8 protein-coding genes are annotated in these 12,586 nt (G+C 60.4%); all 8 read right to left on the reverse strand.

Features of this window, described 5'->3' with window-relative positions:
* Window positions 1-5 precede the first annotated feature (5 nt).
* Complete coding sequence (locus ACIPZH_RS03775; RefSeq protein WP_400635204.1) at window positions 6-1,625, reverse strand: glycosyltransferase family 4 protein; 1,620 nt, start codon at window positions 1,623-1,625, stop codon at window positions 6-8.
* Window positions 1,622-4,507 (reverse strand): glycosyltransferase family 4 protein, encoded by a 2,886-nt coding sequence (locus ACIPZH_RS03780; protein ID WP_400635206.1) that lies wholly within the window; start codon window positions 4,505-4,507, stop codon window positions 1,622-1,624. The genes ACIPZH_RS03775 and ACIPZH_RS03780 overlap by 4 nt, the downstream gene beginning before the upstream one ends.
* Before the next feature lie 18 nt (window positions 4,508-4,525).
* Window positions 4,526-5,911, reverse strand: coding sequence for a class I SAM-dependent methyltransferase (locus ACIPZH_RS03785; protein ID WP_241802916.1), 1,386 nt, complete (start codon window positions 5,909-5,911; stop codon window positions 4,526-4,528).
* Between the two features lie 166 nt (window positions 5,912-6,077).
* Window positions 6,078-7,286, reverse strand: coding sequence for an ABC transporter ATP-binding protein (locus ACIPZH_RS03790; RefSeq protein ID WP_400635208.1), 1,209 nt, complete (start codon window positions 7,284-7,286; stop codon window positions 6,078-6,080).
* A gap of 1 nt (window position 7,287) precedes the next feature.
* The gene (locus ACIPZH_RS03795) at window positions 7,288-8,088 is read right to left on the reverse strand and encodes an ABC transporter permease (RefSeq protein WP_012313298.1); all 801 of its coding nucleotides are present in this window, start codon (window positions 8,086-8,088) and stop codon (window positions 7,288-7,290) included.
* 112 nt (window positions 8,089-8,200) lie between these two features.
* Window positions 8,201-9,397: a glycosyltransferase family 1 protein gene (locus ACIPZH_RS03800; protein ID WP_241802914.1), complete on the reverse strand. Its 1,197-nt coding sequence runs from the start codon at window positions 9,395-9,397 to the stop codon at window positions 8,201-8,203.
* A 125-nt stretch (window positions 9,398-9,522) separates the two neighbouring features.
* Window positions 9,523-10,884 (reverse strand): phosphomannomutase, encoded by a 1,362-nt coding sequence (locus ACIPZH_RS03805; protein ID WP_400635210.1) that lies wholly within the window; start codon window positions 10,882-10,884, stop codon window positions 9,523-9,525.
* Between the two features lie 130 nt (window positions 10,885-11,014).
* A complete protein-coding gene (locus tag ACIPZH_RS03810) occupies window positions 11,015-12,457 on the reverse strand; it encodes a mannose-1-phosphate guanylyltransferase/mannose-6-phosphate isomerase (RefSeq protein WP_267821874.1) in 1,443 nt (480 codons plus the stop codon).
* Between the last annotated feature and the right edge of the window lie 129 nt (window positions 12,458-12,586).

Consider the following 12,586-nt stretch of genomic DNA (forward strand, 5'->3'; position numbering starts at 1 on the left):
TGGGGTCAGGCTTGGGTTGGGGCAGTTTGTGCCTCAGGATCCCTCGCGTACTCCAAGAGGTATTCCAAGCTTAACGCTACCTGCGCGCCGCCGCGCGCCAGCAAGGCTGACTCCGTGTTGCGCGCAACCAGCAGATGGCGCTCATCCACCACAACCTGTTTGCCCAAGGCGCGGTAAGCTTCGATGAGCTTCATCGCGGCGTCCGGGTCTTGGGCTGTTGGCCCCGCCACCCACAGTACATCTGCTTGCTCTGGCGCAATCCAGTTCGAGGGAATGCAGCAGGGCTGGCTGGCAGGCTGCGGCCGGTTGGCAGGAACCGGGCACAGCGCCTTGAGAACGCTCTGGAAGGTTTCAGCCGATGGAGCGCCATGGCATGCGATCAGTTGTGGGGCCTCGCTACGTTCGGCGCCAGGGCCGGCCAGCAAGGCTTCGATACGGTCGATCTGCAGCTCGAAGGCATAGGCCTGGATGCGCTCACGACCCGCCTTGCCATGGGCTTCCAACACCGCCGGCTCTTCGATGTAACGGAGCAAGCAGCGCGCCAGCGCTTGAGCGTCGCCGTGGTCGAACAACTGACCGGTGACGCCTTCATCCACCAGCTCGGGTATGCCGCCTATCCGTGAACCCACCACCGCCAGGCCACAGGACATCGCCTCGGTAATGGTCACAGGTTGGTTTTCCGGGCACACCGATGGCAGCACGAACACATGCGCCTGGGCGAAGCGCTCGGCGATACGCGCATTGGGCAGTCTGCCCCAGAACTTGGCAGAAACCTTCGGCGCATTGTTGCGCAGTTCGGCTTTGTAGGTTTCAAGCATATGGCCGTCACCGACCATGTCGACATGCACCCGCTCTGGCGGCAGCAATGCCAGCGCCTTGAGCAAGGTAGGTACGCCTTTATGGCCACCCATGTAGCCGGTGAACAGCACATTCAGGCGCGGCCCGGGCGGTGGCGGTGAGGTGTGGCTGAACCGCTCGAGTTCGATACCGTTGGCGATAACATTCATACGCGCGGCAGGCAGGCCGTTGGCGATGTAGGTGTCGGCCAGGTAACGGCTGGGTGAAATGAAATGATCAACAGCATCCAATTGCCAGCGCAGGTAATCCTGACGCATCCGTTGCGGCTGCAGCAGGTCACCGTTGTAGATGTGCGAATGACATTTGTGGCATTGGGTGCTGTCTTGGCACAAGGTGTCCTGGGTGGTGATGCGCGTGCTGTTCATGCAGAACCCCCAGTGGTCGTGCAAGGTCAGCGCAATGCGGATCCCATGCTCACGCGCCAACTGCAGGATGCCCAAGGACAACCCGGCCATGTGGTGCGCGTGGATCACATCGGGGCGCCATTGAGCGATCAGGCGCAGAAAGATACGTTCGACGCCGGGGTGCGCGACGTTGTTGCCGGTTGGGGCAAAGTCCAGATAGGTCAACGACACCCGGGTAACCGGCATGCCGTCGAAAACCTCCTGCTCCACTGGGTAGCCAGGCAGCCCACGGCTGTTGTCCCCTGCCAGCACGCGCACCTCATGGCCACGCGCAGCCAGCGCGCGGGCCTGGTGGTGAGCGATGATTTCTGCACCGCCGATCACATGGGGCGGGAAGAAATTGGATATGACAAGAACCTTCATTGAACAAACCCTGGCGCCGCAGGCGGGTAAGTATGGACATCGTAACCTGGTAGTTCAGTAGCAGGCTCTTCGGTCAGGCCCAGCGCTGTTAGCGTTGCGGCTGGGGCGCCCTGTTCAACCAACAGCAGGCCTTCGACACGGCCATTGATCAGTGAACGCAACGCATCGATTGACGCTGGGTCAGCTGCCTGTGCTGCCGACAGCACGATGAGGTCGACGGCGATTTCGTTATCACGCAGCTCTGCCTGGAGGACAGGCACTGCAACACCTACCGGCGCATCGATGCGGCTGAGGTTGGCGTGGCGGCTCACCTCACCAGTCAGCTCACCCTCCGCGATTTGCCAGGCACGCGTGGCTTCGTGGCCTATCAGGTCACGCAACCAAGGCGCGTGCTCCCCCAACAAAAGTGCGCACTGAGCCGGGCGTTCCGCCAGCAGACAAGCCAACGCAAGTTGGCCAGGCTCATCTACCAGCGCCACTTCGGGGTCGATAAGCAGGTGCTGCCACTGCCGCGGCAAGGGTTTGCCAGCATGGCAAGTGGTGTGGCTGGCCAACTGCCGCAACAAGGCACGGGCATAGCTGCGCCACGTCAGGATAGGACGAGCAACCGCTTCAGCAGCCAGTTGCAGATAGCCTTGTGGGTCACTCGCCAGTGCGTGGATTTGCGCAGCCAGTGCATCGGGGTTGGTCATGTCCACTGTGCGGCAGCCACCTTCGGCTGCCAGCTCCGCCATCACGCCGCCGGCATGGCACACGCAAGGACGGGCATGCCAGAGCGACTCGACAATAGGCATGCCATAGCCTTCTACCAACGAGGCGTAAACGCTGACGTGGGCCTTGGCGTAGTAGTCATTGAGGGTGGCGTCGTCTACCACACCATGCCAGGCAATGCGCGGGTCGGCCGCACTGGCCGCGCGCACGGCCTCAACGATGTAGTCAGCACCGGCGTAGCGATTGCCGATGAGGTCCAGCTGCCAGTCGAGGTCCGGATAATCACGGGCCAATCGGGCAACGGCTTCAAGTAGCACTTTATGGTTCTTGCGCGGTTCCAGGGTAGATACACAGAGGATACGCAGCGGCTCGCCCGCACGCGGCACCGAGGCCGGGGTGGTGGCGCGCGGGGAAGCAGTCAGCTCACCCGGGATCCAGCAGGTTTTCACCTGCGCGTGAGGCGTGATGCCTTCACGCGCCCAGAATGCCTGCAACTGGGTGCCCGCATCGGGGGAAATCGGCAGCACGCGGTCGGTTTCGGCCAAGCCTCGCATGTAGGCTGCGTGGTTGTCCCGGATGATGGTATCGGCAACCCACTCAGGATGGGTGACCGGGATGGCATCATAGAATATCGCCGCAACGTTCAGCCCCGCCTGGCGGGCAGCGGCGCGGCGCGCCGGGCCTTGGCGTTCGAAGACGATTTCAATTTGCAGCAGCCAGCCACCGCGCAAGGTGCGAGCGCCAAGACTGGCCAAGGTCTGCCGGCGGTGAGCAGGCGAGCGCGGCAGCTCGTAGTGTTCTGGATAGGGCTTGGGCCCGCCATACAACGCCAGATTGTTGTATTCACCTTCGGTGGGCAGCACGTACTCGCGCAGCGTCTCGTCCCAGGTCACGAACAGAGGTTCGCCAAAATCCTGCAGCTTGCGCGTCAAGCTGCGCACTACCCTAGCTACGCCGGTATTGGCGGTATCGCGCAGGCAGGCACTGGTGTCGATCACCAACCGGGGGGCAGGCAGGTCCCGGATCGGGCTCAACGTGCCGAGCAGGTCCTCGTAGGCCTTGATCGTACGTTGCCAAGTGAACGTCTGCTGGAAGGTGTCCAGGTGGCTTTCCCATTCGGGCCCTGCCAACGCTTCACCGGCCAGCACCTGCAGGGCCTTTTCGGCCATTTCCTGCTCGTCGACGCACAGTTGACGGGGGTCGGCGACCACTTCAGGGTGCGCACCGATGTTCAGCACCAGCACTGGCTTGCGAAGCTGTTGCATCTCGGCCAGGGGCAAGTTGAACCCTTCCCAGCGCGACACGCTAAGCCCCAACTGAGCGCTGGCCATCAACGCGGACAACTCGGCATCGCTGGGGTGGCCCAACGGCAGGATATGCTCAACCAGGTCTGCCGGCAGTTTCAGTTCGTCTGCGGTGGCCAAGACGCAGAAGCGCGCCTTGGGATGCTCAGCGATGATCTTCCGGGCGATGGGGTAAAGCCCTTCGCTGTTTTTATAATTGCCCGTTTCCCAGCGACCAAGGTTGATGATCACAGGGCCTTCAACCGCTTCGTCTGCGGTTTCAACACGCGCAACCTGGTGCCCCTGCTGCCAGAGGCTCTGGTTGACACCACCGGTCAGGTGATCTGCGCCCAGGTGAATCATGGCAATTTCCACATCCGGGCCGGCGTCGGGCAGGCTTTGGGTGCGGGACACGAAATGGCTGATCGGCGTGACCACCCGTGCTTCGGGCAGGTATTCGCGACGTTGGGCACGCAGCCGCTCTTGTACCAAGCGGGCCGGGCCAGTCATATCTTCATAAGGAACACCACCGCAATCGAGCGCCACCGTTGGCACGCCCCATTGGCGCAATACCGCGATGGATGCATAGAACGGCCAGCCGCCAATCAGGGCTACGGTCCCCGTCACGTCTCGCCCTGCGGGTGCGAACAGTTGGCGATTGTCGCGCATCCACTGGGCAGTTACTTGGTCGAGCTCTGTATACGGGCCCAGATGCTCAGGCGGCGTGTGGATGTCGTCGGTGATGCGGCGCAGCACGTCATGGTTGGCGCGCTGGGCCACGAAGGTAATGTGCCAGCCTGCGGCCTTGAGCCCTTGAGCCAGCAACAGCAATACACGGTCGACGCCGAACCGGAACAGCAGGCGCTCGTTACAAATAATCAGATGCATGGGAGCACTCCAGCCCTATCAAGGCGCATAACCAATGGCTGCGTAATCCTGCGGCCCGAACAGCAAGCCGTTGAGCGGGCCTGTGATGGCTTCGTCACTACCCTTGAGCAGGAGCGAGGGGTCAGCTGGGTGTCGACGGTCGATTTCAACACGCTCAAAACCACGGGCCTTCAGCAGAAACGCCACCAGCGCCGGCGGCAGCGGGTTGCGGTGCGTTGGGTCGACATAGAAGTTGCAGGCCCCGGTGATCAGGTTTTCTGGGTTCGGGGTTTCGAACAGTACCGCGCCACCGGGGCGCACAACCCGAAGCGCTTCGTCGATCAGGCGGATGAAAACGTCAAGAGGCAGGTGCTCGATGATGTGGAAAGCTGTCAGCCCCGACAAACTGTGGGCAGGCATGGCAGCCAGATACTCCAAGGCATCACCCATGTAAACTTCAAGGCCGGCCTGCTTGCAACTGTCGATCATGGCGCTGTTGGAATCGACGCCGATCGCAGGGATGCCCTGCTCTTTGAGCAGTTGCAGCCACTCACCGCGCCCGCAACCGAGGTCCAGCACAGGGTGCGTGAGCCATTGCGGGTCGACCGGGAAGTAAGTGAGGTTGTGTTTGAGCCGTTCGCGGATCATTTCCGGCGAGCCGCGGAAATTGGCTTCGAACTCCAGATAGAGCTCAGCCGGCATGCCCGGCGCTTCAGCCACCGCAGGCAACGCTGCACCGCTGGCACTGGCCTGTGGCCTCGCCTGCAGTTCAGCGATGGTCATGGTCTGCTGGCGCACCAGTTGTTCCAGGCGCCGCATGCGTTCGATCAGGTACTGCTCGTTCTGCTGAATGGCCAGGCCGTAGGTGTAAAGGCTCTGGTTGGTCTGGTCCTGTACCTGTACGCCGACATTGCGCAGGCGGGTATTACCGTCGGCAATGTGCCACTCCAGAGCATTCAGTCGCTCGGGCAGATGACGGGTGACGGCCAGCACATGCATGACGCGAAGCGCCCCGGGGATACGCACGACCACTGCGCGCGCCAGGGTGATGAAGAGGTTTTTCAAGGTAGCCCCACCCGGGCGCTGACGCGCACGGGTAAGGAAATTCATGACCCGCGGATGGCCGAAGTATCTGCCCACCACCGGTAAGGCGCGCAATTTGCGGTACAGGCTAGGAGGTGGCGTCTGGGCTTGCGGGGCCTCGTCATTGGCGGGAGCGGTGGCCGCGACTTCCGGCTCCACGGGCGCCTGGGGGCGAGCCGGCAGCACGCCTTCGAGGTCGATCAGTTCGAAGCTGCGCACGATGTCGGTGGGCACGTCACTGGGCAGATTGGCACTGCCGGCACTGGCCGTGACACGCTCGTACTCCCGACGGTTGACTTCAGCTTGGATCGTTTTCTGCAGTTTTTTAAGATCGATAGTCATTATGCATACGTGTTCAAACGGGTGGAGTGGCCAGCACCAGCGGTTCACCGCCCGGCACTGGCTGCGTACGTTACGGGAACACCAGAGGCGGGCATTCTACGCAGGTCATCTTGCCACCGTCGACGGCGGCCAGTTCCTGACAGCGACGCGGCTGCCCTCTACTCGGTCAGTCAAGCTTGAACTCTGCCTGCATGGCACACACGCCGGCGAAGTGCTTGTAACTGCTGTTGGCGATCACATTGAATACCACCGCCTTGTCCCACCAGTCGAAGTTATCCTCGATATGGTCGGCGCCACCGTGCAGGGCCAACGTCAGGCTGTAGCTGCCAGGCCCTACGTTGAACGCCGGAATGGTAACGGTCAGGTGCTGCTCCTTACCGGCCTCGACGCCCAGGTCACGCAGCTCGCCACGCAGCCAAGTGTTGGTCCCGAAGATGTCGTAACCCGTGCGGTCTTTGAACATGAAGCCCAGCGACAAGTCGTAAATCGGCTCGTTAGCGCGGATTTTCAGGCTCAACGTCAACGGCGCACCCACTTCAAGCATGGTGGCTGCCCGGCCATTGCTGCTGAGGGTAAGCTCTTCGATACGCGCCTTTCCGTTGCCTGATCGCCCTGCGTAAGGCGCATTGACAGCTTGGGCCTGTAAGGAACCCTCTTCTTTTTTGGCAATCAGCGCGTTGTAGTAGTCCAGCACTTCGTCCGGGCGGCCATCCATCAACATTTTGTGATCACCCAGCAGGATGGCACGGTCACACAGGCTCTTGATGGCGCCGGGGTCGTGGGAAACGAACAACAAGGTCGTACCCTGCTCGCGGAAGTCCCGGATACGGGCAAAAGACTTGTGTTGGAAGTAGGCATCGCCCACTGCCAAGGCCTCGTCCACGATCAACACTTCCGGGCGCACTGCAGTCGCCACACTGAACGCCAGGCGCACAAACATACCGGAGGAATACGTGCGCACGGGCATGTCGAAGTAATGTCCGATCTCCGCGAAGGCTTCGATCTCGGGCATCAACGCGACAATTTCGGCCCGCTCCAGCCCCTGCATGCGCCCGGCCAGCGCGACGTTCTGGCGGCCAGTGAATTCGGGGTGAAAGCCCATACCCAACTCCAGCAACGCGGCTATGCGCCCTGTGGTGGTAATGGTGCCTTCCGTCGGCATGGCGGTACCGGTAATCATCTTCAGCAGCGTACTCTTGCCTGCGCCGTTAACCCCGATGATACCGACCGACTCACCCTGCCCTACCTGGAAACTGACGTTGCGGATGATCCAGTTCTGATCGCGCTTGCACAGCCCAAGCCAAGTACCCAGTGCGTGCCAGCGACCTTTGAGTTTTGGATAGGCCTTGCCTACCTGTTCTACGAGAATAGTCATATCAGATCTGATCAAGCAGGTCGTTGTAGCTGCGCTGATAAAGCACCACAGCCAGAAGGAAAACGATGACGGCAAAGCCAAATGGATAGGCCAGTTGCGACAAGCCTACCGGCTCGCCCAGCAACGCCTTCTGCGCCGTCAGCACCAGAGGGAAGATCGGGTTCCACGAAAGCATTGCCTGTACGTGTTCGGACAGAATACTGAGTGGATAGACGATGGGCGTTGCCCAGAACAGCGCCTGGAAGATCACGTCACTCAGCTGACCGATATCACGGAAAAACACGTTCAGGGTGGCTAGAAAAGCACCCAGCGCGATTCCCAGCAGCACAGTGGTAAGCAATACCGGTATCAAAACCAAGGCAGTGGTCATCAGCGGGAAACCTGATATGACCATGAACAGCACTACCAATATCAGCAGGATCAGGCTGTTGAGCGCTGCCGTGGCGATGACTGGAATGAACAGGATGAACTTGGGGAAGCTTGATTTCTTGATCAGGTTGGCATGTTCTAGGAAAACCCCCTTGCCACGCTGCACCAGCTCCAACAGCAGGTTCCAGGTGATCAAGCCTGCGCACAGATAAATGCTGTAGGCGTACTGGTGTTCGATACCGGGCATACGAGCCTGCATCAGGCGCGAGAAGATTACGGTATAGATGAACACCATGAAAATAGGGGGCACCACCAGCCACAAGGCGCCGAAGGTCGACCCGGCATAGCGGCTTTTGATCTCCCTCAGGGTGATCGCGAATATCAGACCGCGGTAACGCAGTACATCTTTCATTAGCGACAGCGGCGTATTCATTGTTCTGGACTCACCATGTACATAAGGCTTCCTGGTTGAAACACCCTCGCGGTGCGTAAGCAATGCAGGGCATGGGACATAAGGGCTTGAGAAGGCATGTCTAACGCTCCTCTCACGGGCTGACGGCCCGATAGACTGCTAGTGTTTCCTGCGCGCAGCGCTTCCATGAAAACGCTGTGGCGCGAAGCTGGCCGGCATTGGCCACCTTGCTGCGTAATGGCTCATCATTCAGAAGCGCAGCCAGTTGCCCAGCCAACTGGTCAGCATTCCCACGTTCCACCAACAACGCACTACCTTGGCAAAACTCTGCCATGGACGTATCCGCGGTACATATCACCGGTACCCCGCACTGCATCGCCTCAAGCACCGGCAGGCCAAACCCTTCGTACAGCGATGGGTAGGAGAAAACCGCGGCACCAGCGTACAGCGTCGGCAGGTCATCGCCAGGGACAAAGGATAACTGACGCAGGCCATGAGTGACTGTCAATGTCTTGATACGTTCATTCAGCTCATGGTTATGCCACCCAGGCGCACCCGCCAAGACCAACGGATACTCTTCGCGTAACCCCTGCGGCAGCTGGCACCAGGCATCGATCAGGGTATCCACACCTTTGCGTGGCTCCAGGGTGCCGACAAACAACACATAACGACCGTGCTGCAAACCATGACGCTGCAGCGTTGCACTGGTCTGCTCGGGTGTCTGCGGGTAATAGCGCGCCGATGCACCGAGATAAACGGTTCGTACCTTGTCTGCACTGACGCCGAAATCACCAATCAGCTCATCGCGAATCAAATCCGAATCAGTGATCAGGAAATCAGCGCGTTTGAGGGTGTGCGGTAACTGCGCCGTCAGCCATTCGACACGTTTGCGTGGATGAAACTGCGGGTAGTGAAGGAACGATAAGTCATGAATCGTCGCGATGCTGGGGCCTGAGTGCGGTTTGAGGATGAAGTTGGGCTCGTGGTAAAGGTAATGTCGGCGCTCACCGGCATGATAGCGGCGCCTGGCATCGACCAAGGCTTCACGGGCTCGATAAGTGAACGTCCAGCGCTTCAACACCTCTCGCAATTGCAACGTCATCTGCTGGCCAGCACCTGGTTTAACGTCACCGTCATCTTTCTGCGAGTAGCGGGCACTGGCCTCGATGCAGTTGGCCAGCGCCTGCTCGGCGCTGTAAAAACGTGCACCCAGGAAGCAATCGATAACCTCGATATCCTCAAGCAGCAGCTGCTCAAGCAAATTGAACGTGTAATTACCAATTCCGGTAAGTGGCGGTAAAAGCGATTGGGTGTTGAACAGGAGCTTCATCGAGTCGGAGTTACCTGGCTGCGCGGGTCGGCGCGCACGTTTTCGAGAGTGCCGTCAGAGCGCTGAAGTGCTCTGACGGGGGTGACCGCCGACAAAATGCCGGCTACAGGCTGATCAGTACGAAATCAGCCTGTGATCAACCCGGCAATTTCCGCCACGCGCTTATCCACCAGCGCGGTATCGCCACGAGATTCCACATTCAGGCGCAGCAGCGGCTCAGTGTTAGAGCCCCGCAAGCTGAAACGCCAATCGGCGAATTCGACACTGATGCCGTCGGTACGGTCCACGTTCGGCTTGTGCGGCAGGTAGAACGCCAGGATCTTTTCGATGGAGCCCTTGACATCGGCCACTTCGTAGTTGATCTCGCCACTGCACGGGAATGCAGCAATACGCTCGTCCACCAGTTGGGCCAGGCTCTTGCCAGTGACGCTCATCAGCTCGGCAACCAGCAGCCATGGGATATTGCCGCTGTCGCAGTAGGCGAAATCGCGGAAATAGTGGTGCGCGCTCATCTCGCCGCCATACACGGCGTCTTCGGCACGCATGCGCTCCTTGATGAAGGCATGGCCGGTCTTGCTCTGGATGGCGATGCCGCCCGCCGCTTCGACTTGCTCGATGGTGTTCCAGGTCAGGCGCGGGTCGTGGATGATCTTGCTGCCGGGGTGCTTGGCCAGCAGCATTTCAGCCAGCAGGCCGACAACATAGTAGCCCTCGATGAAACGGCCCTGGTTGTCGAAGAAGAAGCAGCGGTCGAAGTCGCCGTCGAAAGCGATACCCATATCGGCGCCGGTGTCGAGCACGGCCTGACGGGTCAGCTCGCGGTTTTCTGGCAGCAGTGGGTTGGGAATGCCATTGGGGAAGTTGCCATCCGGCTCACCGTTGATGATGGTGATGTCCAGCGGCAGGCGGGCTTTGAGCAGCTCCAGTACCGGGCCAACGGCGCCATTGCCCGGGTCGGCCAGCACCTTGAGCGGCTTGAGGGCCGACAGGTTGACGTAGGTCAGCAGGTGGTCGATGTAAGCGGTCTTGTCGAACGCTTCGCGCACGCTGCCAGGTGTGGCGGCCAGGGAGCCGAGGTCGCCGGCTTCCACACGCTGGCGGATGTCGTTCAGGCCGGTGTCGCCGCTGATCGGGCGCGACTGCTCGCGCACCAGTTTCATGCCGTTGTAACCCTTGGGGTTGTGGCTGGCGGTGACCATGATGCCGCCATCAGCCTGGTAATGGCTGGTGGCGAAGTAGACTTCTTCGGTCCCGCACAGGCCGATGTCGATCACGTCGGCGCCGCCTTCGGTCAGGCCCTTCATCAGGGCACGGGACAGGCCGGGGCTTTCCAGGCGCATGTCGCGGCCGACCACGTAGCTGCGCCCGCCCAGCTGTGCCACCAGGGCGCGGCCAATGCGGTAGGCAATGTCGTCGTTGAGGTCGGTCGGCACTTGGCCGCGGATGTCATAGGCTTTGAAACAGCGGGTCTGGATAGGTGCGTACATACATCTCTCTCGATGCGGCGCCGCCTGGGCAGCCACCGTCTGGAAGGGGATGGTCGGCGATTGAATTGCCGCATGAAAATCGGCCCGTGGCCTCGGCGAGGCGCTCACGGGCCGACGGGAAGGCCTGATATCAGGCGTTGCAACGACCGTATTTGTCCTCGAAGCGGACGATGTCGTCTTCGCCGAGGTAGTCACCGCTTTGCACTTCGATCAGGACCAGGTCTATGACACCTGGGTTTTCCAAACGGTGCTTGTGGCCGGCACGAATGAAGGTGGACTCATTGGTGTTGAGCATCAGCTCCTGGTCATCGTTGACCACTACCGCCATGCCGCTGACCACGATCCAGTGTTCGCTGCGGTGATGGTGCATCTGCAGCGAAAGCGACGCCTTAGGCTTGACCACGATGCGCTTGATCTTGAAGCGCTCGCCGTCTTCGAGCGTGGTGTAGGTGCCCCACGGGCGATGCACGGTCTGGTGCAGCAAGTGGGCAGCGTGGCCGTCGCTTTTCAGGCGCTTGACGATGTGTTTGACGTCCTGGGCGTGGTCCTTGTGCGCAATCAGCAGCGCATCGGGGGTATCGACCACCAGCAGGTCCTGAACGCCGACCAGGGCAGCCAGGCGGTCTTCGGTGCTGACGTAGTTGTTGCTTGCGCCATAGGCCATCACTTCGCCTTCGAAGCGATTGCCGTGCTCGTCCGGGGGGGTCAGTTCGCTGACCGCGTTCCACGAGCCGATGTCGCTCCAGCCGATGTCGCACGGAATGGTTGCGACCTTCTGCGAGCGCTCCATCAGGGCATAGTCGATGGAGATGTCGGGCACATTGGCAAAGCTGTCGGCATCCAGAGCCAGGCAGCTGTAGCCCTTGGAGGTCGAGCGGCGGGAGGCTTCGAGGGTTTGCGCAACAGCGTCGAGCACGTCCGGGGCGTGAGCCTTGAACTCCTCGATGACAGCACCGACCTGGAAGCAGAACATGCCCGCATTCCAGAAATAGTTGCCGGCCTTTACATAGGACTCTGCGGTTTTCAGGTCAGGCTTCTCAACGAAGCGCTCGACCTTCAGGCCACCTTCCAGCGAGCCACCAGCGGCCGCCTCGATGTAGCCGAAGCCGGTCTCCGGATACTGAGGTTTGATACCGAACGTCACCAGCCAGCCTTGCGAAGAAAGGTTGATCGCCTTGGCTACCGCTTCGGCGAAGGCTTCTTCGTTCTGGATCAGGTGGTCGGCAGCCAGGACCAGCATGTGGGCCTGCGGCCCATGACTCTGGTGCAACTGCAACGCTGCGGCAGCTACCGCAGCAGCAGTATTGCGGCCGAAAGGCTCAAGGATATAGCCTTGTGCAAGGGCTTGGGTATTGATGGTCCGGTATTCGTCTTCAGTTTTGAACAGCAGTTCACGATTGGTAACGGTGAGCACTTCAACCACGCCGTCTAGACGGGCGGCACGCAGAAAAGTCTTCTGAATAAGATTTTGCCCGTCGGGCAGCGTCATGAACGGCTTGGGGTGAGCCTCACGGGATACTGGCCACAGACGGCTGCCAACGCCACCGGATAAAATTACCGGGATCAATTCCATATTCGAGTCCTTAACGGCCACTTGAAGTTGTCAACCTCAGGCAACCTGCATGTGTCTTATTTCTGACCGCCGTCACGAATGAGCGCAACGGCGCTAAAATGTACGCCTAGCGTGTTAATTTCCTGGCCA

The organism is Pseudomonas sp. NPDC089758 (assembly GCF_044748705.1).
Taxonomy (GTDB): domain Bacteria; phylum Pseudomonadota; class Gammaproteobacteria; order Pseudomonadales; family Pseudomonadaceae; genus Aquipseudomonas; species Aquipseudomonas putida_X.